General features: G+C 59.9%; 22 protein-coding genes and 1 pseudogene. 14 read left to right on the forward strand and 9 right to left on the reverse strand.

Annotation, left to right across the window (positions count from 1 at the left end):
* Nucleotides 1-356 precede the first annotated feature (356 nt).
* The 4 genes from hrpA (at nt 357) to UIA24_RS18350 (ending at nt 6594) form a co-directional block, all read left to right on the forward strand.
* The gene (hrpA, locus tag UIA24_RS18335; protein ID WP_065760695.1) at nt 357-4268 is read left to right on the forward strand and encodes an ATP-dependent RNA helicase HrpA; all 3912 of its coding nucleotides are present in this window, start codon (nt 357-359) and stop codon (nt 4266-4268) included.
* A gap of 204 nt (nt 4269-4472) precedes the next feature.
* Nucleotides 4473-5594: a beta-ketoacyl-ACP synthase III gene (locus tag UIA24_RS18340; protein ID WP_330523507.1), complete on the forward strand. Its 1122-nt coding sequence runs from the start codon at nt 4473-4475 to the stop codon at nt 5592-5594.
* 155 nt (nt 5595-5749) lie between these two features.
* Entirely contained in the window at nt 5750-6361 is a 612-nt protein-coding gene (locus UIA24_RS18345) for an RNA polymerase sigma factor (RefSeq protein WP_330523508.1), read from the forward strand.
* A complete protein-coding gene (locus UIA24_RS18350; RefSeq protein WP_330523509.1) occupies nt 6355-6594 on the forward strand; it encodes an anti-sigma factor family protein in 240 nt (79 codons plus the stop codon). The genes UIA24_RS18345 and UIA24_RS18350 overlap by 7 nt, the downstream gene beginning before the upstream one ends.
* Nucleotides 6595-6712: 118 nt before the next feature.
* Here the strand turns inward: UIA24_RS18350 and UIA24_RS18355 are convergent, their stop codons facing one another.
* Nucleotides 6713-7960 carry a putative porin gene (locus UIA24_RS18355; protein WP_065760691.1) on the reverse strand — a complete coding sequence of 416 codons (1248 nt, stop codon included), beginning with the start codon at nt 7958-7960 and terminating at the stop codon, nt 6713-6715.
* A 241-nt stretch (nt 7961-8201) separates the two neighbouring features.
* On the opposite strand from UIA24_RS18355, the gene UIA24_RS18360 reads away from it, so the two are divergent.
* Nucleotides 8202-9326, forward strand: coding sequence for a GNAT family N-acetyltransferase (locus UIA24_RS18360; RefSeq protein WP_330523510.1), 1125 nt, complete (start codon nt 8202-8204; stop codon nt 9324-9326).
* Nucleotides 9327-9338: 12 nt separating this feature from the next.
* Here UIA24_RS18360 and UIA24_RS18365 read toward each other — a convergent pair whose 3' ends face one another.
* The 4 genes from UIA24_RS18365 to UIA24_RS18380 form a co-directional block, all read right to left on the reverse strand.
* Nucleotides 9339-11171 carry an ABC transporter ATP-binding protein gene (locus tag UIA24_RS18365; RefSeq protein WP_330523511.1) on the reverse strand — a complete coding sequence of 611 codons (1833 nt, stop codon included), beginning with the start codon at nt 11169-11171 and terminating at the stop codon, nt 9339-9341.
* 64 nt (nt 11172-11235) lie between these two features.
* Nucleotides 11236-11796, reverse strand: a complete 561-nt coding sequence (locus UIA24_RS18370; protein WP_099773849.1) for a peptidylprolyl isomerase — start codon at nt 11794-11796, stop codon at nt 11236-11238.
* Nucleotides 11790-12605, reverse strand: a complete 816-nt coding sequence (locus UIA24_RS18375) for an alpha/beta fold hydrolase (protein WP_330523512.1) — start codon at nt 12603-12605, stop codon at nt 11790-11792. The genes UIA24_RS18370 and UIA24_RS18375 overlap by 7 nt, the downstream gene beginning before the upstream one ends.
* Before the next feature lie 14 nt (nt 12606-12619).
* Nucleotides 12620-13543 (reverse strand): LysR family transcriptional regulator, encoded by a 924-nt coding sequence (locus tag UIA24_RS18380; protein ID WP_065760686.1) that lies wholly within the window; start codon nt 13541-13543, stop codon nt 12620-12622.
* 49 nt (nt 13544-13592) lie between these two features.
* Here UIA24_RS18380 and UIA24_RS18385 point away from each other — a divergent pair, with 49 nt between their 5' ends.
* From UIA24_RS18385 to UIA24_RS18395, 3 genes are all read left to right on the forward strand, one after another.
* Entirely contained in the window at nt 13593-13907 is a 315-nt protein-coding gene (locus UIA24_RS18385; RefSeq protein WP_065760685.1) for a 3-phosphoglycerate kinase, read from the forward strand.
* Nucleotides 13908-14057: 150 nt separating this feature from the next.
* Nucleotides 14058-14657 (forward strand): FMN-dependent NADH-azoreductase, encoded by a 600-nt coding sequence (locus UIA24_RS18390; RefSeq protein WP_330523513.1) that lies wholly within the window; start codon nt 14058-14060, stop codon nt 14655-14657.
* A gap of 204 nt (nt 14658-14861) precedes the next feature.
* Nucleotides 14862-15740 (forward strand): carboxylate/amino acid/amine transporter, encoded by an 879-nt coding sequence (locus tag UIA24_RS18395; protein WP_330523514.1) that lies wholly within the window; start codon nt 14862-14864, stop codon nt 15738-15740.
* Here UIA24_RS18395 and UIA24_RS18400 read toward each other — a convergent pair.
* Nucleotides 15681-16982: a mechanosensitive ion channel family protein gene (locus UIA24_RS18400; protein WP_330523515.1), complete on the reverse strand. Its 1302-nt coding sequence runs from the start codon at nt 16980-16982 to the stop codon at nt 15681-15683. The two genes, UIA24_RS18395 and UIA24_RS18400, sit on opposite strands and share 60 nt — an antisense overlap.
* Nucleotides 16983-17121: 139 nt before the next feature.
* On the opposite strand from UIA24_RS18400, the gene UIA24_RS18405 reads away from it, so the two are divergent.
* Both UIA24_RS18405 and UIA24_RS18410 read left to right on the forward strand, forming a co-directional pair.
* Nucleotides 17122-18447, forward strand: coding sequence for a DEAD/DEAH box helicase (locus UIA24_RS18405; RefSeq protein ID WP_330523516.1), 1326 nt, complete (start codon nt 17122-17124; stop codon nt 18445-18447).
* Nucleotides 18448-18655: 208 nt separating this feature from the next.
* Nucleotides 18656-19585, forward strand: a complete 930-nt coding sequence (locus UIA24_RS18410; protein ID WP_330523517.1) for a DMT family transporter — start codon at nt 18656-18658, stop codon at nt 19583-19585.
* On the opposite strand, the gene UIA24_RS18415 is transcribed toward UIA24_RS18410, so the two are convergent.
* A complete protein-coding gene (locus UIA24_RS18415) occupies nt 19533-20708 on the reverse strand; it encodes an MFS transporter (protein ID WP_330523518.1) in 1176 nt (391 codons plus the stop codon). The genes UIA24_RS18410 and UIA24_RS18415 overlap by 53 nt on opposite strands.
* 104 nt (nt 20709-20812) lie before the next feature.
* On the opposite strand from UIA24_RS18415, the gene ptrR reads away from it, so the two are divergent.
* Both ptrR and UIA24_RS18425 read left to right on the forward strand, forming a co-directional pair.
* Nucleotides 20813-21706: a putrescine utilization regulator PtrR gene (ptrR, locus tag UIA24_RS18420; protein ID WP_330523519.1), complete on the forward strand. Its 894-nt coding sequence runs from the start codon at nt 20813-20815 to the stop codon at nt 21704-21706.
* Nucleotides 21707-21830: 124 nt separating this feature from the next.
* Nucleotides 21831-21956 carry a PA1414 family protein gene (locus UIA24_RS18425; protein WP_256587577.1) on the forward strand — a complete coding sequence of 42 codons (126 nt, stop codon included), beginning with the start codon at nt 21831-21833 and terminating at the stop codon, nt 21954-21956.
* Nucleotides 21957-22016: 60 nt separating this feature from the next.
* Here the strand turns inward: UIA24_RS18425 and UIA24_RS18430 are convergent, their stop codons facing one another.
* Nucleotides 22017-23396: a sodium:solute symporter gene (locus UIA24_RS18430; protein ID WP_330523520.1), complete on the reverse strand. Its 1380-nt coding sequence runs from the start codon at nt 23394-23396 to the stop codon at nt 22017-22019.
* A gap of 144 nt (nt 23397-23540) precedes the next feature.
* The gene (speB, locus tag UIA24_RS18435; RefSeq protein WP_330523521.1) at nt 23541-24491 is read right to left on the reverse strand and encodes an agmatinase; all 951 of its coding nucleotides are present in this window, start codon (nt 24489-24491) and stop codon (nt 23541-23543) included.
* Nucleotides 24492-24711: 220 nt separating this feature from the next.
* Between speB and UIA24_RS18440 the strand changes: the two genes are divergently transcribed.
* Nucleotides 24712-25605 (forward strand): LysR family transcriptional regulator, encoded by an 894-nt coding sequence (locus UIA24_RS18440; protein ID WP_065760884.1) that lies wholly within the window; start codon nt 24712-24714, stop codon nt 25603-25605.
* Nucleotides 25606-25747: 142 nt separating this feature from the next.
* Nucleotides 25748-26053, forward strand: a pseudogene (locus UIA24_RS23360) (PAS domain-containing protein); the annotation flags it as partial.
* Between the last annotated feature and the right edge of the window lie 274 nt (nt 26054-26327).

Below are 26327 nucleotides of genomic sequence, written 5' to 3' on the forward strand. Positions count from 1 at the left end.
ATCAACGCGAGGGTGTCTGGTGGGCGAGCATGGCGGCAATGCCACAAGGCCCAAAAGGCGAGAATGATGTGAAACAGCGGATTTTCACCGGAACGCGCCCTGACCTTCGAGCACGAAGGCGGCGATACAGGGCAGGACGAGCGCACGGGTGAAGTCATGCACCGATACTCCCATGGCCGATAAGGTTCATTAAATCAGTGTTTATATACCTTCAGGTATGTATCGACTAAACAAAGCCGTGAGACCCTGTATCCGTGCCGAGCGGGGGCAAATCTGCGACAATCGCAGCCCTTACCTATGCCGATCATATGCCGATCATGCGACAGCAGGCTCACCTGCATGACTAAAAAGACTCCATGACTGACCAGAATCCCGCTATCGATCAACTGTTGAGAAACCTTGATCACGCCATGATCGCCGAGCGTCATCGACTGCGTCGGCAATTGCACGAACTGCGCAAGCACCCTGATGAAGCCAAACTCGCCCAGTGGGTCGAGAAGGTGCAGGCGTCCTTTGCCCGGGTGACGGCGCGCAAGCAAAGCGTGCCGTTGATTCGCTACGACGACAGCCTGCCGATTGCCGCCAAGCGCGATGAGATCAAGAAGGTCCTGGCCGAGCATCAGGTACTGATCATTGCCGGCGAGACGGGGTCGGGCAAGACCACCCAATTGCCGAAGATCTGCCTGGAGCTGGGCCGCGGCCAGCATGGCCTGATCGCCCACACCCAGCCACGGCGGATTGCCGCCCGCAGTGTTGCGACGCGGGTTGCCGAAGAGCTGGGTACGCCACTGGGAGCGCTGGTGGGCTACCAGGTGCGCTTCGAAGACCAGAGTGATGCCAACACCCTGGTCAAGCTGATGACGGACGGTATCCTGCTGGCCGAAACCCAGCACGACCGTTTTCTCGAACGCTATGACACGATCATTGTCGACGAAGCGCACGAGCGCAGCCTGAACATCGACTTCCTGCTCGGTTACCTCAAGACCCTGCTGCCTCGTCGCCCGGACCTGAAGCTGATCATCACTTCGGCGACCATCGACCTGGAGCGCTTCTCCAAGCACTTCAATGATGCGCCGATCATCGAAGTCTCGGGGCGTACCTACCCGGTCGAGACCTGGTATCGACCGCTGACCAGCGAGCAGGATGAAGAGGGCAATCGGGTTGAAGATGACCTGACCGTGGATCAGGCGATTCTCGCCACCCTCGACGAGATCGCCGCCCATGAGCGCAGCGAAGGCAAGCACCCGGGTGATGTGCTGGTGTTCCTGCCTGGTGAGCGGGAAATCCGCGATGCGGCTGAAATGCTGCGCAAGGCCCAGCTCAAGCACACCGAGATCCTGCCGTTGTACGCCAGGCTTTCACCGGCCGAACAGCAGCGAATCTTCCAGTCCCACCCCGGGCGGCGCGTGGTGCTGGCAACCAACGTTGCTGAAACTTCGCTGACGGTGCCGGGCATTCGCTACGTGATCGACAGTGGTACGGCGCGGATCAGCCGTTACAGTTACCGGGCCAAGGTGCAGCGGCTGCCGATCGAGGCCGTATCCCAGGCCAGCGCCAACCAGCGTAAAGGTCGCTGCGGTCGGGTCGAGCCAGGTATTTGCGTGCGTCTGTACAGTGAAGAGGATTTCAACGCCCGCCCTGCGTTTACCGATCCTGAGATCCTGCGCACCAACCTTGCCGCGGTGATCCTGCAGATGCTGCATTTGCGCCTGGGCGCGATTGACGCATTCCCGTTCATCGAGCCGCCTGATGGCAAGGCCATCAGCGACGGCTTCAACCTGCTGCAAGAGCTCTCTGCGGTGAACCGCGAGAACCAGCTGACGCCGCTGGGCCGGCAATTGGCGCGGCTTCCGGTCGACCCGCGGCTGGGCCGCATGCTGCTTGAAGGCGCGAAGCAGGGGAGCCTGCAGGAAGTGCTGATTGTTGCCAGTGCACTGTCTGTGCAGGACCCTCGCGAGCGTCCTCCGGAGCGTCAGCAGGCTGCCGATCAGGCTCATGCCCAGTGGAAGGATGTCGACTCCGATTTCGCGGCACTGGTCAATCTCTGGCGCGGTTTCGAGGAGCAGCGCCAGGCGCTGACCGCCAGCCCATTGCGCAACTGGTGCCGGAAGAACTTCCTCAATTACCTGCGCTTGCGTGAGTGGCGCGATGCGCACCGGCAGTTGGGGCTGATTTGCCGTGACCTGCAGTTGAGCATCAACAAGGAGCCCGCCGACTACCCGAAACTGCACAAGGCGGTGCTCTCCGGCCTGCTCAGCCAGATCGGGCAGAAAACCGAAGACGGCGACTACCTCGGCGCTCGCCAGCGGCGCTTCTGGGTGCATCCGTCTTCGGGCCTGGGCAAGAAGCGCCCGCAATGGCTGATGACTGCCGAACTGGTCGAAACCACCAAGCTCTATGCGCGGATGGTCGCCAAGATCGAACCAGATTGGATCGAACCGCTGGCCGGGCACCTGGTCAAGAAGAACCACTTCGAACCACACTGGGAAAAGAAGCGCGGCCAGGTGGTGGCCTATGAGCAGATCACCCTGTATGGGTTGATTATCGTCGGTCGACGCCCGGTGCATTTCGGCCCGATCGACCCTTTGATGTCACGCGAACTGTTCATCCGTGAAGCGCTGGTGGGCGGTGAGATACAGTCACGGGCCAAGTGCCTGACAGCCAACACGCGCTTGCTTGAGCAACTCGACGAGCTGGAAGCCAAGGCACGTCGACGCGACATTCTCGCCGATGAGGAAACCCTTTACGCCTTCTATGAGGCGCGGCTGCCCGCGGAGATTCATCAGACCGCAACGTTCGACAGCTGGTACCGGGTCAACAGCCAGAAAGACCCGCAGTTGTTGATCATGCGCGAGGAAGATGTGCTGGCCCGTGAGGCCAGTGAAGTGACCGCTGCCCAGTACCCCGATACCCTGCGCTTGGGTGACCTGAGCCTGGCATTGAGTTATCACTTCGAGCCTAATCACCCGCGTGATGGTGTCACCCTGCGCGTACCGGCGCCGCTGTTGCCGAACCTGCCGGGCGAGCGCCTGGAGTGGCTGGTGCCTGGGTTGCTGGAAGCCAAGTGCATTGCGCTGGTACGCAACCTGCCCAAGGCAACCCGCAAGAACTTCGTGCCCGTACCGGACTTCGTCAAGGCGGCCTTGCAGCGGATGAGTTTTGGTGTCGGCTCGTTGCCCCACGCATTGGGCGCGGAGCTGTTGCGCATGACCGGTGCGCGGGTCAGCGATGAAGCCTGGAGTGAAGCTGCCGAGCAAGTGGACAGCCACTTGAAAATGAACCTGGAGGTGGTCGATGCCCAAGGCAAGTTCCTGGGCGAAGGCCGTGACCTTGCGGAGCTGACCTCGCGCTTCGTCGCCGCAAGCCAGGCAGCACTGGCCGTACCGCAGACCGCACAGAGCCAGCAGCCGGTGGAGGCCAAGGGCTTTGCCAAGGTTGCGCAAAGTGCCCAGCAGAAGATCGCCGGCCTGTCGTTGACGGTGTACCCGGCGCTGGTGGAAGAGGGCGGGACGGTCAAGGAGGGGCGGTTCTCGACAGCTGCCGAAGCCGAATACCAGCACCGCCGCGGTTTGCAGCGCCTCTTGCTGCAACAGTTGGCCGAGCCGGCCAAGTACCTGCGTGGCAAGTTGCCGGGGCTGACCGAGTTGGGGCTGCTGTACCGCGAATTGGGACGGATTGAGGCACTGGTCGAGGACATTCTGCTGGCCAGTCTCGACAGCTGCATCCTCGAGGGTGAGGCCAGCCTGCCGCGTGACGGTGCTGCACTGGCGTCACTGGCCGAGCGCAAACGTGGCCAGTGGGCCGAGCATGCCGAGCGTCTGGCGCGTCTGACGCTGGATATCCTCAAGCTCTGGCATGGCTTGCAGAAGCGCTTCAAGGGCAAGATTGACCTGGCCCAGGCTGTGGCGTTGAACGACATCAAGCAGCAAACGGCCAACCTGGTGTACCCGGGGTTTGTTCGGGAAACACCGTCGCTCTGGCTCAAGGAGCTGCCGCGCTACCTCAAGGCGATTGAACTGCGCCTGGAAAAACTGCCCGCGCAGGTACAGAAGGATCGTGTTTGGAGCGGTGAGCTCAGCAACCTCTGGGCACAGTTCAAGGCCCGCGCCGACAAGCATGCCCAGGAAGGCAAGCGTGACGAGCAGTTGGTCTTGTACCGCTGGTGGATCGAAGAGTACCGGGTTTCACTGTTTGCCCAACAACTGGGCACCAAAGTGCCGATTTCCGATAAGCGCTTGAGCAAGCAGTGGGGGCAAGTGGAAGCCTAACGGCTTGGAAATGTGGCACACTTCGTCGACGTACGCCGCTGATGTGACCGGCCCTCGGTGACATCAGCGGCGCCAGATTGCATGACCACGCAGTGCTCCCACCAACCGGGGGTATTGCGCGTATTAATTGGTACCTTAGTGCCAGGAAAAACCGACTAACAGGCCGTTGCCCTGCCGGCACCGGCCCCGAACAGAGGAACGACCGTGCATAACGTCGTGATCAGCGGCACCGGCCTGTATACCCCGGCCAACAGCATTTCCAACGAGGAACTGGTGGCGGCGTTCAACGCCTACGTCAGCCAGTTCAATGCCGATAATGCTCAGGCCATCGAGCGTGGCGAGGTTCAGGCCCTGGCTGAATCCAGCGCTGCGTTCATCGAGAAGGCGTCGGGTATCAAGAGCCGCTTTGTCATGGACAAGGATGGCATCCTCGATCCTCAGCGCATGGCGCCGCGTTTGCCTGAGCGCAGCAACGATGAACCGTCGATTCTCTGCCAGATGGCCGTAGCCGCCGCTGAACAGGCGCTTGCACGTGCAGGTCGCACAGCGGCCGATGTCGATGCGGTGATCGTCGCCTGCTCCAACCTGCAGCGACCTTATCCGGCCATTGCCATCGAAGTGCAGCAAGCCTTGGGCATCAACGGTTTTGGCTTCGACATGAACGTGGCCTGTTCGTCGGCCACCTTTGGTATCCAGACGGCCTGCAACAGCGTTCAGGTCGGCCAGGCACGTGCCGTGTTGGTGATCAGCCCTGAGGTGTGTACCGGCCATTTGAACTTCCGTGACCGTGATAGCCATTTCATTTTTGGCGATGCGGCCACGGCGGTGTTGGTCGAGCGTGCCGATCTCGCCACCTCGGCCCATCAGTTCGATATCGTCAGCACTAAACTGCTGACGCAGTTCTCCAACAACATCCGTAACAACTTTGGTTTCCTCAACCGTGCGGCGGAAGAGGGCATTGGCGCGCCGGACAAACTGTTCGTGCAAGAGGGGCGCAAGGTTTTCCGTGAAGTGTGCCCGATGGTCGCCGAACTGATCGGCCAGCATTTGGCAGAAAACGACATCAATGTCAGCGACATCAAGCGTTTCTGGTTGCACCAGGCCAACCTGAGCATGAACCACCTGATCGTCAAGAAACTGCTGGGCCGTGATGCCACTGTCGATGAAGCGCCGGTGATTCTGGATCGCTATGCCAATACCAGCTCGGCAGGCTCGGTGATTGCCTTGCATACGCACCAGGATGATTTGCCCAAGGGCGCACTGGGTGTGCTCAGTTCCTTTGGCGCGGGCTACTCCATCGGCAGTGTGATTCTGCGCAAACGCTAAGCGCCTCGGGGTGTATCTGGGGGCTGTCTTGGTTGAGAGGGCAGCCCGCCCTGCAAACCGAATGCATGCCTTGGGGCTTCAGGTTGTGTTGTGCGTTGTTGCTGTAACAAATTCCCGCTATCGAAGTCCATACCCGACTTCCAGGGAAAACCACCATGACCGGCACGAATGAAACCGAGTTGCTGGAGCGTTTGCTTGCCGGTGAGCAGCAGGCGTTCAAGGAACTGGTCGACACTTATCAAAGCGCCATGCGAGCGGTCGCCTACGCAATTGTGGGTAACCGCCAGGCCGACGAGGCCGTGCAGGATGCCTGGCTGGCGGTTGTCCGCAGCCTGCCCGGATTTCAGCGCCGCTCCAGCCTCAAGACCTGGTTACTGACCATCACCGCCAACGCAGCCAAAAATCGCTACAGGCAAAATCGTCGTGAGGTGCTGCTCGACGATCTGCCGTCGCCGCATGGCAGCATTGGCGATGATCGCTTCGCGGCCGATGGGCATTGGCGCGTTGCGCCGTTCGCCTGGCATGAAGACACCCCCGAGGCGCTGCTCAGCCAGGATGAGTTGCGCCAGTGCCTGGAGCACACACTGTTGAGCCTGCCGCAGTTGCAGAGCAGCGTGTTGATACTTCGCGAGCGCCAAGGCCTGGCATTGGAAGAGATCTGTAATTTGCTCGAGATATCCCTCTCCAATGTGCGTGTGCTGTTGCACCGGGCGCGGCTCAAGGTATTCGCGACCCTGGAGCATTTCGAGGAGACAGGACAATGTTGACCTGCAAGGAAATGGTGGCGCGTAGCAGCGACTACCTGGAGGGTGAGCTCACGTTGGGGGAGCGTTTGCTGGTACGTCAGCACCTGCTGTTTTGCCGTAACTGCAGGCGTTTCATCAAACAGATGCGCCTGGCGCAGGCAACGGTACGTGCACTGCCGGAGGCCCCGGTGGCGGATGCCGATGTGCTCGCCAGGCAACTGGCAGCCCAGCGCAGGGCTCAAGATAAACCCTGAGTGGTGTGAATCGACTTTGCCAGCCTGAGCTTGTCAGCAGTTCTGCGCTGAAATGAAAAAGGCGGAAAATGCTGGATGGGGTCAGCATTTTCCGCCTTTGAAACTCAGTGCAAGGCGATTAGAACTTGGCTTCCAGGTCTACTTGCAGGGTGTCTACGTCAGCATCGCTGTTCGGCAGTTGGGACAGGTCGGTCTTGGCCATCAGGTAGGTTGTGCCCACCGAGAAGTTCTTGTCGATCTCATAGCCGACTTTGAACTTGTGGCCGCGCGAACCGGTGAAGCCGGCACCGAAGTCGGAGTCGGTGAACAAGCTGACCACAGCGTTACGCTGTATATCACGGTAGTTGTAGTCGAGGCTCCATGCGCCCAGTTTGGTTTTCACACCAGCCAGCCAGGCCTTGTCTTCGCCGTCGGTGCTTTCGGTGTTCTTGACGAACTGACCGTAGGTCGACAGTGGGATGGCGAAGCCTGTGAAGTCGATTTGGCCGAAACCTTCCACGAGGTTGAACTCGTTGGTGGTGTTGCCAAAGGACTGCAGTACACTGGACGCCTTGTCGTTGTCATAGCCATAGATGCTGCCGCCCACGGTGACCTTGACGGTGTCCGCAGCAGCAAAGCGTGTCCCCAATTGACCGTGGTACAACTGTGCGTCGTGCTTGAACTGCACGCCATCACCGTCGACGTTGTCCTTGAGCGTGTAATGACCCGCGCTGCCGAACAGCTCAGCGCCACCCAAATTGGTTTTGTAGGTAACGGCCAGGCCTTCTGGATTGATGTCGCTATCCCAGATGATGTCGCCCATGCTCACCCATGGCTGGTTCATCTTGCCGCCGATCAGGTGCAGGTTCGGAACAGCGGTTGGGTGCCAGTCGAGGTAGGCCTGGTCGACCCACAGCGATTTTTTCTCGAAATATTTGTCCAGGCTCTGGTTGGTGGAGCGGGCATCGGCGCTGCTGCCGGTAGCCACGCGCACGCCGGCGTCGACTTGCGGATTGATCTCACTGTAGAAGCCGACGCGGGCACGGACACGCTCGCGGTCCTGGTTGCCGCTGCTTGCGTTGGGGTTGTCGACGTTGACGTCTTCGTAACGCAGGCGCACATCGCCCTTGATCTGGGTCTTGGCGGCCCATGCCACTTTTTGTTCAAAGGAACTCATGCGTTCGGACTGAGCCTTCTGGGCGGCTTTTTCCTTGGTCTCGGTGGCCAGGTCCGATTGCAGTTCGTTGTACTGCGCTTGGTTGATCGAGCCGTTAGCCTTGAGCATTTCGAGCAGCTTGGCGTCGACTGCAGCACTGGCCGGAGCACTCAGAGCCAGCATCATGCCTGTGCAAAGGCTCGCTCCGGTTAGTGTAGAAACAAGACGCATAAGGTTCTCCCTATTTGAAAAAAATGGGGAGGCAGCTGCCCACCCCGTATTGGCATGTCCTCGGAAAGCGCCTGGCTAGACAGCGTCTTGGGTTCCGAAAAACAGGCGCAAGTATTGCGAGCGCCAATTACAGAATGATGTCTCTTTGATTTCGCTCATGTGACGTGATGGCCTGGAGCTGGATGTGCAGGCGTGCAGTTTTCTGGAACACTAGGGTTTCATTTGCCCTGAGTCGTTTGTCATGACCTTCCAGATCATTGCCGGCCTGCGAGACATTGCATCGGATGCATGGGATGCGCTGGTACCCGAAGGTCAGCCCTTTCTGAGGCATGCGTTCCTGAGTGCGCTGGAAGACAGCGGCAGCGTGGGGCCTGGTACGGGCTGGTCCAGCGAACACCTCGTTTTGATGCAGGATGGGCAGTGCCGTGCGGCGTTGCCGGCCTACCGCAAGTGGCACTCCTTTGGGGAGTACGTTTTCGATCACGGTTGGGCGGATGCCTGTCAGCGCGCCGGTATCGATTACTACCCCAAGCTGTTGGCCGCGGTACCGTTCAGCCCGGTGGCCGGGACGCGCTTGTTGGCTGCCTCTGAAGCTGATGGCCTGACGTTGCTGCAGGCCATTCCCGGCTACCTGTCCAGTGAAGTGCTGTCAGGTGCGCATGTGAACTTCACCGATCCGGCTCTGGATAGGCACATGGGTACGCTGCCTGGCTGGCTGGAACGCCTGGGCTGCCAGTTTCACTGGCATAACCGTGGCTACCGTGACTTCCAGGATTTCCTCGATACGCTGAGTTCACGCAAGCGCAAGCAGATGCGCAAGGAGCGGGAGCAGGTCGCCGGGCAGGGCATCGATTTTCACTGGTTTGGCGGCGAACAGCTGAGCGAGGCACAGTGGGATTTTGTCTATGCCTGCTATGCCAATACCTACCTTGTACGCCGACGTTCGCCGTATTTGACCCGCGAATTTTTCAGCCTGTTGGCCGAGCGCATGCCTTCGGCGATCCGTGTGGTCATGGCGCGCCAGTCCGGGCGCGATGTGGCAATGGCCTTTAGCCTGGTCGGTGGCGATAGCCTCTACGGTCGCTACTGGGGATGCCTGGCTGAGTTTGATCGATTGCACTTCGAAACCTGTTTCTACCAGGGCATGGACTTCGCTATTGCCCAGGGGCTGCAACGGTTTGATGCGGGGGCGCAGGGCGAACACAAACTGATTCGCGGGTTTGAGCCGGTGCTGACCCGCTCCTGGCATTACTTGCTGCACCCAGGGTTGCGGGCAGCGGTCAGCGAGTTTCTTGAGCAGGAGCGTGCAGGCGTGCGTGCTTATGCCGAGGAGGCCAAAACGGCCTTGCCGTATCGTCAGGTGTAAGCGGGTCGCGTTTTAATCGATCCCGACAAAGCCACCGGTCTGGTGCTGCCATAACCTTGCATACAGGCCTTGGTGCGCAAGCAGCTCGGCATGGCTGCCCATTTCGGCGATACGACCTTTTTCCAGCACCACCAGGCGATCCATCCGGGCAATGGTCGACAGGCGATGGGCAATGGCGATGACGGTCTTGCCCCGCATCAGGGTTTCCAGGCTGTCCTGAATGGCGGCTTCGACCTCCGAGTCCAGCGCAGATGTTGCTTCATCCATGATCAGGATCGGCGCGTTTTTCAGCAGTACGCGGGCAATGGCGATGCGCTGGCGCTGGCCACCGGACAGTTTTACGCCGCGCTCACCGACATGGGCGTCGAAGCCGGTGCGGCCCTGGGCATCGGAAAGTTGCGGGATAAATTCATCGGCCCGGGCGCGGCGTACCGCCTCCCATAGCTCGTCGTCGGTAGCGTCTGGCTTGCCATACAGCAGGTTGTCGCGGATCGAGCGGTGCAGCAATGAGGTGTCCTGGGTAATCATGCCGATCTGTGCGCGCAGGCTTTCCTGGGTGATCGTGGCAATGTTCTGGCCATCGATCAGGATGCGTCCGCCTTCCAGGTCATAGAGCCGCAGCAGCAGGTTCACCAAGGTCGATTTGCCTGCTCCGGACGGGCCGATCAGGCCGATTTTCTCACCCGGACGTATGTCCAGGTTCAGGTCTTCGATGATTCGGCTGCCCTTGCCATAGTGGAAATCGACATGCTCGAAACGCACCGCGCCGTGGCTCACGTTCAATGCCGGTGCGTTAGGCTGGTCGGTGACGCTCACCGGCTGGGCGATGGTTTGCAGGCCATCCTGCACCATGCCGATGTTTTCGAAGATGCCATTGACCACCCACATGATCCAGCCCGACATGTTGACGATACGGATCACCAGGCCAGTGGCCAGGGCAATGGCCCCGACACTGATCAGCGACTGCGTCCATAACCACAAGGCCAGCGCCGTGGTGGTGACAATCAGCAGGCCGTTCAGGCTGGTGATGACCACATCCATGCTGGTAATGACGCGGCTGGCCAGTTGGGTTTTCTCGGTCTGCTCGCGAATGGCTTCCCGGGCATATTGCTGTTCAAAGTCGGTGTGGGCAAAGAGCTTCAAGGTTGCGATGTTGGTGTAGCCGTCGACAATCCTGCCCATGAGCTTGGAGCGGGCATCGGAGGAAATCACGGCTCGGGCCTTTACCCGGGGCACGAAGTAGAAGAGCGCACCGACGTAGCAGGTAATCCAGGTAATCAACGGCAGCATCAAGCGCCAATCCGCCTCGGCGAACAGCACCAGGGAGCTGAGGGCGTAGATCAGTACATGCCACAACGCATCGACGGCTTGCACGGCGGAATCGCGCAGCGAGTTGCCAGTTTGCATGATGCGTTGGGCAATGCGTCCGGCGAAATCGTTCTGGAAGAAATTCAGGCTCTGCTTGAGCACGTAGGCGTGGTTTTGCCAGCGGATCATGCTGGTCATGCCGGGGCTGATGGTCTGGTGCACCAGCAGGTCGTGCAGGCCGACGAAGATCGGTCGCAAAATCAAGGCTACCACCAGCATCCAGATCAGCTCGCTGGCGTGTTCACTGAAGAAGTTTACATTGGGTGTGCCCTGAGCCAGATCGATGATCCGGCTCAGGTAGCTGAACAGTGCCACTTCGATCAGCGCACCGATCAGCCCCACCACCAACAGTACGGCGAAACTCGGCCAGACCTGACGCAGGTAGTAGAGGTAAAACGGCAGGACCTTGCCAGGCGGTGCCGCCGTCGGCGCATCACGGAAGATATCGATCAACTGCTCGAAACGGCGGTACAGCATGAAAGGGGCAACTCCTGTTGTTTAGGCCCGGCTGAGCGTAGGTCACGTCCTTGTGAACCCGATTTCAGTCGAGGCGTTTAGCCTTGATGATCATCACCGGATCTGCCGGGACATCGCCCATGCCTGCTTTGGTGGTGGTTTTCACATTGGCGATCTGGTCGACCACATCCATGCCCTTGACCACTTTGCCGAACACCGCATAGCCGAAATCACGGCCGCCATGGTCAAGGAAGTTGTTGTCCTTGTGGTTGATGAAGAACTGGCTGGTGGCCGAGTTCACCGCAGCCGTACGGGCCATGGCCAGGGTGCCACGCGTGTTACGCAGGCCGTTGTCCGCTTCGTTCTTGATCGGCTCCTTGGTCTCTTTCAGCCCCATGTCCTTGGTGAAGCCACCGCCTTGAACCATGAAGCCCGGGATCACCCGGTGGAAAATGGTGTTGTTGTAGAAACCGCTGTCGACATAACCCAGAAAGTTCTGGGTGCTGATCGGCGCCTTTTCTGCGTCCAGTTCAACTTCGATATCGCCGAAGCTGGTGGTCAGCAGCACGTGGGGTTGTTTGTCGGCAGCCATCAGGCTGGTGGCGAACACGGTAGCGCAGGCGGCCAGGAGGATTTTTTTCAGCATGGACTCAATGATCCTTGAGCGGTAGTTGAAGCAGCAGCGAGAAACTGCAGCAGGGTCTGGTTGAACAGATGTGGTTGATCCAGTGGTGTAGCGTGCCGTGAATCGGCGATGACCGCCAGTCGTGCCTGAGGGATCAGCTCAACGTAGCGTTCTTTCAATGCGACTGGGTTGTAGTCCTGGTCGGCACTGATCACCAGCGTAGGACAGCGTATTTGCCCCAGGCGTTCCTGCACGCCCCAGCCGACGATGGCGTCAAAGCTGCTCAGGTAGGCGCGCTTGTCGTTGCGTGCCCAGCGCAGCGCCATCGTGCGCCGCAGGTGGGCGTGTTCCGGCTTTGGAAACAGTTTGGCCGCAAGGCCTTTACCGACGGCCTCCGTGCTGAGCAGGCGGGCCAGGCTCCAACGCTTGAACCACCATAGCCAGTCTGCTCGACTGCGCACTTTGACCTCGGGTGCACTGTTGACGATGCACAGGCTGCGCAGCCATTGCGGGTGATCGACAGCGAACTGGAAGCCGATCATGCCGCCCATCGACAACCCGACCAGGTGCACCGGGCCGGGTTGCAGGTGTTCGAGCAATGCCAGCAGGTCGGCACTGAACCCGGCGATGCTGTAGCGTTCACGCGGTTTGTCCGAGCGACCATGGCCGCGGATGTCCATCAGGATAACCCGGTAGTGACGGGCCAGTTCAGGCACTTGAAACTCCCAGTCTTCGCAGCTGGAACCCAAGCCGTGCAACAACACCAAGGGTTCGCCCTGGCCATAGACCTCGTAGTGCAGTGAGCAACCTTCATGTTCGAAGTAGGCCATGGGTGTGATTCCTGTCAGGCTTGGGCGGGGGCGGCGAAGGGCACGTCCAGCGGTGCGGTGTCGAAGTTGCGCAACAGCTCGATGAGGATCTGTGTGGCTGGGCCCAGTGGTTTGTCCTTGTTCGAGTAAAGGTAGAACAGCGGGTGGCGACTGCCACCCTGGTCCAGAGGTAACGGCTTGAGCAGGCCTTCGCGCAATTCGCGTTCGATCAGGTGCCGCGGTAGCCAGGCAAAGCCCAGGCCACTGCAGACGAAGCTTGAAGCGGTGGCCAGGCTGCCGACGGTCCAGCGTTGTTCTGCGCCCAGCCAGCCGACATCGCGCGGTTGCGAGCGCCCTGAATCGCGAATCACCACTTGCAGTTGGCTTTCCAGGTCCTGGAAGCTCAGTGCGCGCTGCAGGCGATGCAGAGCATGCTCGGGATGGGCTACGGCAATGAACTCTACGGCGCTCAATTCGGTGCCCAGGTAACCGGGGATGTTGAAGCCGCTGATGGCAAGGTCGGCGATACCTTCGTGCAGGACTTCCTCGACCCCGGACAACACCTCTTCACGCAGCCGTACCCGGCAGCCGCGGCTCTGCGGCATGAAGGCGCTCAATGCCCGAACCAGGCGTGCGTTGGGGTAGGCGGCATCCACTACCAGCCGTACCTCGGCTTCCCAGCCCTGTTCCATATGGTGGGCGAGGTCTTCCAGTTGACTGGCCTGTTTGACCAGTTGTCGCGAGCGCCTCAGCAGCACGCCGCCGGCTTCGGTCAGCACCGCCTTGCGCCCATCGATTCTCAGGAGTGGTACGCCCAACTGTTCCTGCATGCGCGCCACGGTGTAACTGACCGAAGATTGTGAGCGGTGCAGGGCATCGGCGGCCTGGGCGAAGCCGCCGTGGTCGACGACGGCCTGCAGGGTTCGCCACTGATCCAGGGTAACGCGCGGCGCTTTCATCAAGGGCTCCTGTTGTCCTAAGCTGGCGCACTGTCATGGAGAGCGCCGAATGAAAAAATGTTGTGCTGCATTGCTGGCCCTGCTGCCGCTCACGGCCCTGGCCTATCCCATCGATGTGGAAAAGGAGCTGGAGGGCGTGAAGCTTGACTACACCACCTACGACACGGACTACGACATGGGCGCGATCACCCTGAACAACTACGGTGAGGTAGCGGCCCAGTGCAAGGTGACCTTCCGCAATGGCCCGGAAGCCCCCCGTGTACGCCGTGTGCAGGTACCTGCCAAGCAAAGCGTGGACGTCAACGCCAAGTTCAACCGCAAGATCATCAAGTTGCGCATAGCCCTTAGCTGCAAGCCTCAGTAAAACCAGATGCTTTACCTGTCAGGGTAGAGCATTGGTCAAATAAAACAAATTAATCGATGAGTTGCACCCGATTTTTGCGCTTTTTAATCGATACGCTGCTGTTTAATCTTGCCTCCATCGACTTAGCGACCTTGCCGATTGGAGGCAACCATGTCCCGTGTACTGATCATCGAAAGCAGCGCCCGCCAAAACGATTCGATCTCGCGTCAATTGACCCGCGACTTCATCGCGCAGTGGCAGTCAGCCCATCCGACTGACACGATCACCGTACGCGATCTGGCTGCCAACCCGGTGCCGCATCTGGACGAAACCCTGCTCGGTGGCTGGATGAAGCCTCAAGAGCAGCGCACTGCCGAAGAGCTGAAGGCACTGCAACGATCAAACGAATTGACCGATGAACTGCTGGCCGCCGATGTGCTGGTGATGGCTGCGCCGATGTACAACTTCACTATCCCCAGCACGCTGAAGGCCTGGCTGGACCATGTACTGCGTGCAGGGATTACCTTCAAGTACACCGAAACTGGCCCGCAGGGGTTGCTGACAGGCAAGCGTGCCTATGTGCTGACCGCTCGCGGTGGTATCCATGCCGGCGGCGCCAGCGACCACCAGGAACCCTACCTGCGTCAGGTGATGGCCTTCATCGGTATCCACGATGTGACCTTCATCCACGCCGAGGGCTTGAACATGGGCGGTGATTTCCACGACAAGGGCCTGAATCAGGCCAAGGCAAAACTGGCTGCGGTGGCCTGAGCTTCAATCGACTTTCCCGCCTGACACCTGTTGCTCCTTTGGGTGTACCTGCCCGATCAATGCCCTGTGCTTGATCGGGTTTTTTGTGGGCGACTCGTTCAGGCTGGCGACTATCCCTGGCGACAAGGCCCCACGCGTGCCTGAGCGTATTGATCGCTTGGCGGCGAACCGCTAAGGTCGCGGGCTGCACTGCACGGGGTAAACATGGGCTATCTATTAATTGTCGCGCTGATCCAGGCGTTTTCCTTCAGCTTGATCGGCGAGTACCTCGCCGGGCATGTCGACAGCTATTTCGCCGTATTGGCGCGGGTGTTACTGGCGTTGCTGGTGTTTTTGCCGTTGACCCGCTGGCGTCAGGTCGAGCCGCGCTTCATGGGCGCAATGCTCGGCATCGGCGCGCTGCAGTTTGGCATTACCTATGTGTGCCTTTACCTGAGCTTTCGGGTGCTGACGGTACCGGAAGTGTTGCTGTTCACCATCCTCACCCCCCTGCATGTGACGCTGATTGAGGATGCCCTGAACCGGCGTTTCAACCCGTGGGCGCTGCTGGCGGCATTGGTGGCAGTTGGCGGCGCGGCGGTGATTCGTTTTGATCGGATCAACCCGGACTTCTTCATGGGTTTCCTGCTGCTGCAAGTGGCCAACTTTACTTATGCCGCCGGGCAAGTCCTGTACAAGCACCTTGTGGCGCGTTACCCCAGCGATATGCCGCACTACCGGCGCTTCGGCTATTTCTATCTCGGCGCCTTGATCGTGGTGTTGCCTGCGTTCTTGCTGTTCGGCAACGCGCAGCACCTGCCGAGCACCGAGGTGCAATGGCTGGTGCTGCTGTTTCTCGGGGTGTGCCCGACTGCGCTGGGCCTGTACTGGTGGAACAAGGGCGCCTGCCTGGTTTCCGGCGGTACCCTGGCGGTGATGAACAACCTGCATGTACCCGTGGGGCTCTTGCTCAACCTGTTGATCTGGAACCAGCATGAGCCACTGGGGCGATTGTTCCTGGGGGGTGCGGTGATACTTGCCTCGCTATGGCTTAGTCGCATCGGCGTTCAACGACCGTTGCTCGCCAGCCAGGGACGAGGGTAACAACCCGGCCCGCAGGTCGTTGCCGCTTGGCTGCTGGTACAGGCTCAGGCCAAACTCCGGCAGCACCGCCAGCAGGTAGTCGAAGATATCGCCCTGGATGCGCTCGTAGTCGGCCCACGCCGTGGTGCGGGTGAAACAATAGATTTCCAGTGGCACGCCCTGCGCAGTGGTCTGCATCTGCCGGACCATGCAGGTCATGTTCGGTTGAATGTCCGGGTGGCTCTTCAGGTAAGCCAGGGCAAATGCACGAAAGGTACCGATGTTGGTCAGGCGCCTGCGGTTGGCCGACAGTTCGGCAACCGGGCCTTGTGCCTCATTCCAGCTGTGCAGTTCATGACGCTTGTGTGCGATGTAGTCGGAGAGCAGGCGAATATCGGCCAGGCGCTGTTCTTCATAGGGCTGCAGGAAGCGCACGCCCCCGGCGTCGATGAACAGGCTGCGTTTGATCCGCCGCCCCCCGGCCTGCTGCATGCCGCGCCAGTTCTTGAAGGATTCGGACATCAGGCGCCAGGTCGGGATCGAGACAATGGTCTTGTCGAAGTTCTGAACTTTTACCGTGTGTAGCGTGATATCGACCACGTCACCATCGGCGCCCACTTGCGGCATTTCGATCCAGTCACCGACCCGCAACATGTCGTTGCTGGTTAGCTGCACGCTGGCGACGAACGACAGCAGGGTGTCCTTGTAGACCAACAGGATCACCGCCGACATCGCACCCAGGCCGGACAGCAGCAACAGCGGTGAGCGGTCGATCAGGGTGGCGACGATAATGATCGCGCCGAATACGAACAGTACCATCTTGGCCAACTGTATGTAGCCTTTGATCGAGCGGGTACGGGCGTGCTCAGTGCGCGCGTAGATAGCCAGCAGGGCGTCGAGCAGGGCACTGACGGCGAGGGTAACGAACAGGATGGTGAAGGCCAGCGCCAGGTTGCCGAGGAAATGCTGGGTGGTGGCGCTCAGTTCCGGCACCAGCTTGAGGCCGAACTGCACCAGCAGTGACGGGGTGGTTTGGGCCAGGCGTTGGAATACCTTGTTTCGCAGCAGGTCGTTGAGCCAGTGCAAGGCCGGTTGGCGGCCCAGCAGCTTGACCGCGTGCAGGATCAGAAAACGCGCCACCCTGCCGAGGGCCAGTGCAAGGGCCAGCAGCACGCTCAGGCCAAGGCCGGCATGCAGCAGCGGGTGTTGATCCAGCGTGCCCCAGAGGTCCAGGGCGTTTTGCCACAATGTGGAGATATCCATACCGTTTGAAAGGTTCTGTAAATGAAAGACGGGCCATTAGAGCCCGTATTTCTCGTTCAGTGCCAAAAGAAATTCGGCTCCAGCCGTGGAAAACGTTACCCTATGCAACTGAATTTCTGCACTTGCCCGAGGTACACCCGTGTTTTCCCAATTCGCCCTGCACGAACGCCTGCTTAAAGCTGTGGCCGAGCTGAACTTTGTCGAGCCGACGCCGGTGCAGGCAGCGGCCATTCCCCTGGCGCTGCAAGGGCGTGACCTGCGGGTGACGGCACAAACCGGCAGCGGCAAGACAGCAGCCTTTGTTCTGCCTGTGCTCAACCGCCTGGTCGATCTGAAACAGAAGCGTGTCGAGATCCGTGCCCTGATCCTGTTGCCAACCCGTGAGCTGGCCCAGCAAACCCTCAAGGAAATCGAGCGTTTCGCTCAGTTCACCTTCATCAAGGCCGGCATGATCACCGGTGGTGAGGACTTCAAGGAGCAGGCCGCTATGCTGCGCAAGGTGCCTGATATTCTGGTTGGCACCCCAGGGCGCATGCTCGAACAGCTCAATGCCGGCAACCTGAAGCTGGAGCACGTGCAGGTTGTTGTGCTTGATGAAGCCGACCGCATGCTCGACATGGGCTTTTCCGAAGACGTCGAGCGGCTGTGCAACGAGTGCCCTAACCGTGAACAGACCCTGCTGTTCTCCGCCACCACCGGCGGCGCGGGCCTGCGTGAAATGATCGGCAAAGTGCTGAAGACCCCTGAACACCTGATGCTCAACAACGTCAGCCAGCTCAGCGAAGGTACTCGTCAGCAGATCATTACGGCCGACCACAACCAGCACAAGGAAGAGATCGTTCAGTGGCTGCTGGCCAACGAGACCTACCAGAAGGCCATCATCTTCACCAACACCCGGGTCATGGCCGACCGTATCTACGGGCACCTGGTCGCCAAGGACTTCAAAGCCTTCGTGCTGCACGGCGACAAGGACCAGAAAGACCGCAAACTGGCCATCGAACGCCTCAAGCAGGGCGGGGCCAAGGTGCTGGTTGCCACTGACGTCGCGGCCCGTGGCCTGGACGTTGATGGCCTGGACCTGGTGATCAACTTCGACATGCCGCGCAGTGGTGACGAGTACGTTCACCGCATCGGCCGTACCGGTCGTGCCGGCAATGAAGGCCTGGCCATCTCGCTGATCTGCCATGGCGACTGGAACCTGATGTCCAGCATCGAGCGCTACCTGAAGCAGAGCTTCGAGCGCCGGGTCATCAAGGAGGTCAAGGGCACCTACAGCGGTCCGAAGAAGGTCAAGGCATCGGGCAAGGCGGTAGGGGTCAAGAAGAAAAAGACTGACAAGAAAGGTGACAAGAAAGCCGTCGCCAAGAAAAAGCCTGCCAACCGGCAAAAAGCCAGCGCGCCGCTGGTAAGCCAGGATGGCCTGGCCCCCCTGAAGCGTCGCAAGCCAGCCCCAGCTGCCGAGTAATTCGGCACCTTGTCACCGGCAAGGCCTGCTTCTGAAAACACATTGTGTTGAAGCAGGGCTTGCCCGTGATCCCCTCATAGGCAAGCCCCTGCACCGTTCAAATGTGGAGCGGTAGCTGGTAATGCACCTCACTACCCGTTGATAATCGGCGCTGAATTCATTGTTGCCGAGAGTTTCCCATGCTGTTTTTGCTGACGGGGTGCCTGTCATGAGCACCACCCGCCGCGCGACCGACGCGTTTGCCCTGCAAATCATGCTGGGGTTGTGCCTGATCTGGGGCATGCAGCAGGTCATGATCAAATGGGCTGCGGCCGACATCGTGCCGGTGATGCAGGCCGCCGGTCGTTCCGGTATTGCTGCGGTGCTGGTCGGGTTGCTGATCTGCTGGCGTGGTGGTTGGGAGCATGTCAGCACTACCTGGCGCGGCGGTCTGCTGGCCGGCGGGTTGTTTGGCCTGGAGTTTCTGTTTATTGCCGAAGGCCTGCAACTGACTTCGGCAGCGCATATGTCAGTGTTTCTCTATACCGCGCCGGTGTTTACCGCGCTGGGCTTGCATTGGCTGCTGCCCAGCGAGCGCCTGCGGCCATTGCAATGGCTGGGTATTGCGCTGGCCTTTGGCGGTATTGCGGTGGCATTTGCCGGTGGCGTATCGCTGGAGCATCTGGACGGGCGCATGCTGCTCGGGGATGCCTTTGGTGTGCTGGCCGGCATGGCGTGGGGCGCAACGACCGTCGTGGTGCGCGGCTCGCGGTTGTCCGAGGCCCCGGCGACACTGACGCTGTTCTACCAGTTGTTGGTGGGGTTTGTCGGGCTGCTGATGATCGCCGCGGTCAGTGGCCAGATCGGCCAGGTTACATTTACCCCGATATCGGTTGGCAGCCTGTTGTTCCAAGGCCTGGTGGTGTCGTTCTTCAGTTACTTGACCTGGTTCTGGTTGTTGCGCCGTTACCTGGCATCGAACCTGGCAGTGTTTTCCTTCATCACCCCGTTGTTCGGGGTGACGTTTGGGGTACTGCTGCTGGGCGAGCCGCTCAGTCTGAACTTCATACTTGGGGCCGTCTGCGTGCTGCTCGGGGTCACGATGGTCAGCGCAGAGCAGTGGGTACGTCGACGTTTGCGCAGCCTGCTCGGCCAGTAACGGGGGACAACAGCAGGGTGCCCGCCAGCAACAGGCCGGCGCCTGCGACTATCAACGCGGGCTCAAGGCTGGCGGCAAACTGGGTACTCAGGGCGGCCAGCAAAGGACCGCTCAGTTGACCAAGGGCAAAACAAGCGGTCAGCAGCCCCGCATTGCGTTGGGTGGCGTGTGGTGCCAGTTCCCGAGAGCGCTGCATCACCAACTGCATACAGGCCAGGAACGGCGTACCGCATAGCACCACGCCCAGCGCCAGGCCGGGGCCGTTCCCCAGCAGGCAAGCAAATACCCCGGCGGCCTGCAGCCATAGCGTTACCATCAACCAGCGTGACGTGCTGCCTTGTCCGGGGCGACGCCGACTGACCATCACCACACCCAGCGTTGCCGCCAGGCCAAAGCCGGGCCAGAAAAGGTCGGCCAGCCACTGGCCGTGGAAGTGTGTATTGGCCATTTGCGACATGAAGGTCGCCGGAATGATGTAGCCGGTGCCGTACAGCGCATAGATAACGCTCAGACGGGCAATTCCCGGTGTGCTGCCGCCCAGGCTGATCGCTGCATTTGTAGCGGTTGCGGGTTGCGGCAGCAGCGGCAGAATGGCCAGTAGCATCAGCAGGGCGGTGGCGGCATAGATCAACCACAGCGGTGCGGAACCGAGCCCCTGTAGGTTGGAATACAGGGCGAGCAAACCGGTCAGGCAGATGCCCATGCCTGGGCCTGCAAAGACCAAGGCGCCCAACTGCGGGCGATTGCTTTGCGCGGCCAACTGCTGGCTTAAGCTGGTGATCATCACCAGCACCCAGGCACTGGCCACACCGGTACCAAAGCGCAGCAGCATATGCGCCCAGAAGCCGTTCGCCCAGAACGACGCCAGGGTCAGCAGTACACACAGCCACAGTCCGGCCAGCAAGCGCAGCCGGACCTGCCCGGGCCGGCGCGCAAACATGCCGTCCAGCGCGCCCACGAAGTAACCCAGGTAGTTGGCTGCCGCCACCACCCCGGCAGCACTGAGGCCCAACTGACCTTCGCTGATCAGGTGTGGCAGTTGTGGGGTCAGGGCAAAACGGCCAATTCCCATCGCCATCATCAAGGCGACGAAGCTGGCGAGCAGGCGCAGAGTCGGGGACATGACGGGTCTCCAATGCAAGGTTCGATGACCGTCAGGCTAGTGCGCATTGACTTTCAATAAAATTGAATAATTATGATGAACCTGTTCTTTTTTAGAGAATGACCATGGAGCTCAGTCAGCTGAGAATCTTTCAGGCGGTTGCCGAGACGGGTTCGGTTACCCGGGCTGCCGAGCAGTTGCATCGGGTGCCGTCCAACCTGTCGACGCGCCTGCGCCAACTTGAGGAGCAATTGGGCGTAGAGCTGTTTCGTCGCGAGCGACAGCGTCTGCAGTTGTCACCGGCAGGAAAGGTGTTGCTGGATTACGCCGGACGCCTGCTGGCCTTGCACGATGAGGCCTTTGCCGCAGTGCAGGGCGGCCAACCGGCAGGGAGTTTTGTGCTTGGCACCATGTACAGCACGGCTGCCATCCATTTACCGGCCTTGCTGGCGCGTTATCATCGGGCCTACCCCGCGGTCAATTTGCAGGTGCAGGCGGCGCCCAGTGGTGAACTGCTTGAAGGCTTGCTCAGTGGGCGCCTGGATGCTGCACTGGTCGATGGTCCGTTGAGCCTGGCGGGCCTGGATGGTGTGCCGCTGTGCGATGAAACCCTGGTGTTGATCACCGAGGCCGATCATCCCCCGGTGCGCAGTGCCCGCGACGTGGCAGGGCGTGCGGTATTCACCTTTCGTCAGGGCTGTTCGTACCGGATGCGTCTTGAAGCCTGGTATGCCCACGACCATGCGGCCATGGGCCGGGTGATGGAAATTGAGTCCTACCCCAGCATGTTGGCTTGCGTTATTGGCGGCGCCGGTGTCGCACTGATGTCGCAATCCATGCTGGAGAGCTTGCCGGGGCGTGAAAGCGTGGCGGTTCACCGTTTGCAGTCACCGTTCGACGAGGCCACCACCTGGTTGATGTGGCGCAAGGGCATGCTGGGGGCGAACCTCAGTGCCTGGGTGGCGTTGCAGCAGGAAGACCGGCTTGAGCCCGTGCAATGCCGTATGGTCAGCGCTTGATCGAGGTCAAGCCGTGTTTTCTTTGTCAGATTCAGCGGTGCGCGGAGAAGGACATCGGGCTATGATCTCTATGAAGCGCCGCAGGACTTCTTTGCCGCGCCAGATAGCCCGTAAGGGGGATGTCATGAAAAATGCGCTGTATAACTGGCTACATGACCTGGCTGTTGCGCTTGGCCTGATTCCGCCACCGCTGCAACCGGTTCCGATTCCCAGTGATGAGGAGCAACGCAAACGCCAGCCGCGCAAGTAAACTAGCGCAGTATCGGCCTGAAAACCGTCGCATCATGGCGAATGCGACGGTATGTTCAGGTCAGGCCAGTTCTGCTGCTTTCACGGGCTGGCGTGACATCAGGCTGACCGCGATGAAGCTGATCAGGCCAATTGCCAGGCTGTAGTAGATGGGCGTATTGGCTTCCAGGCCATCCTTGAACATGAATACCAGTGCGGTGCCGAAACCCAGCACCATGCTGGTGATTGCGCCTGCAGTGGTCGCGCGCTTCCAGTAGATCGCGCCGATCAGCGGAATCAGCATGCCACCGACCAGCAGGTTGTAAGCCAGGGTCAGCGCGCTGATCACGTCGTTCACCACCAGTGCAATGCCCAGCACAACGATACCGGTCAGGCAGGTAAACAGACGGTTCACTCCCAGGCTCGACTGCTTGCCGCCGCGCAGCCGTGGCAGCAGGTCTTCGGTCAGCGTGGTGGAGGCTGCCAGCAGGCCAGCACTGGCGGTGGACATCATGGCAGCCAGGGCGGCAGCCATCAGCAGCCCCCGGATACCATCGGGCAGGGTGCCCTTGATCACTGCGGCGAAGGCGTTGTTGGGGTTGCTCAGGTCAGGCATCAGCACATGTGCTGCCATACCGATCAGAGCGCAGGCCAGACCATAGATCACACAGTAGATGCCAGCGGTCGTACCGGCATATTGAGCCACCTTTTCGTCGCGCGCGGTGAACACCCGTTGCCAGATGTCCTGACCGATCAGGATGCCGAAGAAGTAGATCAGGAAGTAGGTGATGATGGTGTCCCAGCCGATGGTTGTGAAACTGAGACTGGCTTCTGGCAGTTTGTTCACCAACTCATCCCAACCCCCGACCTTGTACAGGCAAACCGGTAGCAGGATGAACATCAGGCCGACGGTCTTGATCACGAACTGGACGATGTCTGTCAGGGTCAGTGACCACATGCCACCGATGGTTGAGTAGGTCACGACCACGCCACCGCCGAGCACAATGGCCAGCCAGAACGGCAGGTCGAGCAGCACTTCCAGAACGGTGCCGATGGCCAGGACAGAGGTCACCCCAATCATCAGTGCATAAGCCAGCATGATCGCGGCACTGGCTTGACGTGCCATGGGGTTATAGCGGCGCTCAAGTACCTGGGTGACAGTGAAGATACGCAGGCGCAACAGCGGTTTGGCCAGGAACAGGTTCAGGGCGATGATGCCCATGCCCAAGGCGGCGCAAAGCCAGAAACCCGAGATACCATGGACATAGCCAAGGCGTACAGAGCCAACGGTAGACGCGCCGCCCAGTACGGTGGTGGCCATGGTGCCCATGTACAGGGTCGGGCCGAGGTTGCGGCCAGCGACAAGGTAGTCTTCATGGGTCTTGGCTCGGCGCATTCCATACCAGCCGAGCGTGAGCATGCCGGCGGCATAAATCAGTACAACGAAAATATCCAGGGCCATGGGGTGTCTCCGATTGTCTTTATTATGGTGAGATCGACCTCGCGGGCGGTCATGGCCGCCCGGGGCATTCTTCAGTACAGCGGGCCGGTCAGCGGCCGCGCTGTCATGGCTTCCTGCCGTGGCGGTTGTCCTGGAGGTGTTGCTTTAGCGGCGTGCCACGCCCGGCAATACGCACAGCATTTCGTAGAGCAGGTTGGCGCCGAGCAACGAGGTATTGCCGGTCGTGTCATAAGGCGGGGACACTTCCACCAGGTCGCAACCGATCAGGTCCAGGCCCTGGCAGCCACGAATGATCTCCATGGCCTGTATGGTGGTCAGGCCACCGATTTCTGGCGTGCCGGTACCAGGCGCCCAGGCCGGGTCGATACCGTCGATGTCAAAGCTAAGGTAGACCGGGCCGCCACCGACTTTCTCGCGCACTTCAGCCATCAGTGGCTCTAGCGACTGGTGCCAGCACTCCTCGGCTTGAACCACCCTGAAGCCCTGCTTGCGGCTCCAGTTGAAGTCTTCTGCGGTGTAGCCTTGGGCGCGCAAGCCAATCTGGACCACCCGGTCGCAGTCCAGCAGGCCTTCCTCGACTGCGCGGCGGAAGGTGGTGCCGTGGGCGATTTTTTCGCCGAACATGTGGTCATTGACGTCGGCGTGGGCATCGATATGCACCAGCCCGACCTTGCCGTGCTTTTTATGGAGGGCACGCAGGATCGGCAGGGTCACAGTGTGGTCGCCGCCCATGGTCAGTGGAATCACATCGTGTGCCAGGATCTGATCGTAGGCCTCTTCAATGATCCGCACCGCGTCGAGCAGATTGAACGTGTTGATTGCCACATCACCGATGTCGGCCACCGACAGTGAGTCGAAGGGGGCGGCACCGGTTGCCATGTTGTAAGGGCGGATCATCACCGACTCGGCACGTATCTCCCGTGGGCCGAAGCGAGTACCTGAGCGTAGCGAGGTGCCGATGTCCAGCGGAATACCGACAAACGCGGCATCCAGGCCGGCTGCGCTTTGCAGGTGGGGGAGACGGAGCATGGTGGCGATACCGCCGAAGCGTGGCATTTCGTTGCCGCCCAGCGGTTGATGAAGAATCTTGTCCACGGTCTGGCCTCATCGATTCGATAGTTTTAGTGGTTGAAACCTGTCGGGCTGAAGCGGGAAGGCAACTGAAATACCGCGCACAGGCCGGGTTGTGGCGGAGTCTGCAAAACGTAGTGGTTGAAAAGAATCGCTACAGCTAAATACTTACTTCAGATTTTTATGAACTATGCGCCCGGTGCTGGTTAGACTTTGCAGACCACCCCTCACGGATCAACCGAATATGGCCAACGCATTGCCTGACCTGAAACTGCTGCGCATCTTCGTCAGCGTCGTGCGTCATCAAGGGTTCGCCAATGCCCAGCAAGAGTTGAACCTGTCGACCTCGGCCATCAGCACCTACATGAGCCAGTTGGAATCTGCGTTAGGGATCGTGCTGTGCCATCGGGGGCGTGGTGGCTTCAGCCTGACCAGCAAGGGTGAACTGTTTCATCAGGAAACGTTGCGCTTGCTGGCGGAAATGGAAGGTTTCGAGCAGTACGCTGCAGCGCTCAAAGGCGAGTTGCGTGGCACGCTTAACCTGGGTGTGATCGATTCCACGGTAGGTGACCGGGCCTTGCCGCTGGCCGAGGCCATTGGTGCATACAGTCAGGAGCACCCGGCGGTGCATTTGCACTTGTCGGTGTCCAGCCCTTACGAGTTGCAGTTGGGCGTGCAGGACAACCGCCTGGACCTGGCGATTGGCGCGTTTTCCACGCGCATGAGTGGCTTGCTGTATCAGCCGCTGTACCGCGAGCAACACTGGTTGTACTGCAGCAATCGCCATCCGCTCTACCTGCAACGGCGTATTCCCGAGCAAGTGATTACCCAGCAGCGCATGGTCGGGCGCGGTTACTGGAGCCAGGCGGAACTTGCTCGGCATGGTTTCAAGCACAGCGCGGCAACGGTGGAGAGCATGGAGGCACAACTGATCCTGGTGTTGTCCGGTGCCTACATTGGTTATTTGCCCGAGCACTATGCACAGGCCTGGGTGGACAAGGGCGATTTGCGGGTACTGTCCCCGGCGACTTTCGGCTACCAAGCGCCATTTTCCATGATCATCCGCCGCGGGCGCAGCCGCGAACCGTTGATCCAGACCTTTCGTGATTTGCTCAAGGCACAGCTCATGCCAGCCTGAACGGTATGTCTGGAAAATATTTTTCGAAAATCGGGAAATTTCTGGGTTTTTTCGCCATCACGCCCGTAAAGGCTCTGCTAAACCTTCCTTTGCTTGATGATTTTCTATCATTTTCCTCCAAGCAGGGAACGCCCAGATGCGCATGAATTTGCCCGTAACTGAGCATGAAAGAACCTTTCCCAATGAACAGCGGCTAATCTCCACCACCGACCTGAACAGCCGCATTACCTACTGCAACGATGCCTTTATCTCGATCAGTGGTTTTACCAATGAGGAACTGGTAGGCCAGACGCACAACCTGGTACGTCATCCGGACATGCCGCCTGCGGTGTTTGCTCATATGTGGGAGACCATCAAACAGGGAAAGCCCTGGATGGGCGTGGTCAAGAACAGGGCCAAGAACGGCGATTTTTACTGGGTAAGTGCCTACGTTACAGCGATTTATGAAAATGGCCGGATCAGCGGTTATGAGTCGGTACGTTCAGTGCCGAGCCGTGAGCAGATTCGCCGCGCCTCTGCATTGTATGCGCGCTTGCGCCAAGGGCGTTCGGCGCTACCGGTCGCTGCACGGCTGGGCACCCAGTTGGCTCATGGCTGGCCATTGCTGGTTGCAGGAGGCGTGTCGGCAGCAGGGTACCTGTGGTTGCCGCAATTCGCGGCGCTGGGTGTGTTGGCGGCAAGCCTGCTTGCTGCCTGGTACCTGACCGAGTCGCGACAGAACC

Source organism: Pseudomonas sp. AL 58, from assembly GCF_036348395.1.
Taxonomy (GTDB): Bacteria; Pseudomonadota; Gammaproteobacteria; order Pseudomonadales; family Pseudomonadaceae; genus Aquipseudomonas; species Aquipseudomonas defluvii.

Excerpts from the sequence above, each read along its gene's own strand:
- UIA24_RS18410 (WP_330523517.1), top strand. The coding sequence starts at position 18,656 with ATGAGCACCACCCGCCGCGCGACCGACGCGTTTGCCCTGCAAATCATG.
- UIA24_RS18440 (WP_065760884.1), top strand. The coding sequence starts at position 24,712 with ATGGCCAACGCATTGCCTGACCTGAAACTGCTGCGCATCTTCGTCAGC.
- UIA24_RS18390 (WP_330523513.1), top strand. The coding sequence starts at position 14,058 with ATGTCCCGTGTACTGATCATCGAAAGCAGCGCCCGCCAAAACGATTCG.
- UIA24_RS18370 (WP_099773849.1), bottom strand. The coding sequence starts at position 11,796 with ATGCTGAAAAAAATCCTCCTGGCCGCCTGCGCTACCGTGTTCGCCACC.
- UIA24_RS18415 (WP_330523518.1), bottom strand. The coding sequence starts at position 20,708 with ATGTCCCCGACTCTGCGCCTGCTCGCCAGCTTCGTCGCCTTGATGATG.
- UIA24_RS18360 (WP_330523510.1), top strand. The coding sequence starts at position 8,202 with ATGACCTTCCAGATCATTGCCGGCCTGCGAGACATTGCATCGGATGCA.
- UIA24_RS18355 (WP_065760691.1), bottom strand. The coding sequence starts at position 7,960 with ATGCGTCTTGTTTCTACACTAACCGGAGCGAGCCTTTGCACAGGCATG.
- UIA24_RS18380 (WP_065760686.1), bottom strand. The coding sequence starts at position 13,543 with ATGAAAGCGCCGCGCGTTACCCTGGATCAGTGGCGAACCCTGCAGGCC.
- UIA24_RS18375 (WP_330523512.1), bottom strand. The coding sequence starts at position 12,605 with ATGGCCTACTTCGAACATGAAGGTTGCTCACTGCACTACGAGGTCTAT.
- UIA24_RS18385 (WP_065760685.1), top strand. The coding sequence starts at position 13,593 with ATGAAAAAATGTTGTGCTGCATTGCTGGCCCTGCTGCCGCTCACGGCC.
- UIA24_RS18345 (WP_330523508.1), top strand. The coding sequence starts at position 5,750 with ATGACCGGCACGAATGAAACCGAGTTGCTGGAGCGTTTGCTTGCCGGT.
- UIA24_RS18400 (WP_330523515.1), bottom strand. The coding sequence starts at position 16,982 with ATGGATATCTCCACATTGTGGCAAAACGCCCTGGACCTCTGGGGCACG.
- UIA24_RS18365 (WP_330523511.1), bottom strand. The coding sequence starts at position 11,171 with ATGCTGTACCGCCGTTTCGAGCAGTTGATCGATATCTTCCGTGATGCG.
- UIA24_RS18350 (WP_330523509.1), top strand. The coding sequence starts at position 6,355 with ATGTTGACCTGCAAGGAAATGGTGGCGCGTAGCAGCGACTACCTGGAG.
- UIA24_RS18425 (WP_256587577.1), top strand. The coding sequence starts at position 21,831 with ATGAAAAATGCGCTGTATAACTGGCTACATGACCTGGCTGTTGCGCTT.
- UIA24_RS18430 (WP_330523520.1), bottom strand. The coding sequence starts at position 23,396 with ATGGCCCTGGATATTTTCGTTGTACTGATTTATGCCGCCGGCATGCTC.
- ptrR (WP_330523519.1), top strand. The coding sequence starts at position 20,813 with ATGGAGCTCAGTCAGCTGAGAATCTTTCAGGCGGTTGCCGAGACGGGT.
- UIA24_RS18395 (WP_330523514.1), top strand. The coding sequence starts at position 14,862 with ATGGGCTATCTATTAATTGTCGCGCTGATCCAGGCGTTTTCCTTCAGC.
- hrpA (WP_065760695.1), top strand. The coding sequence starts at position 357 with ATGACTGACCAGAATCCCGCTATCGATCAACTGTTGAGAAACCTTGAT.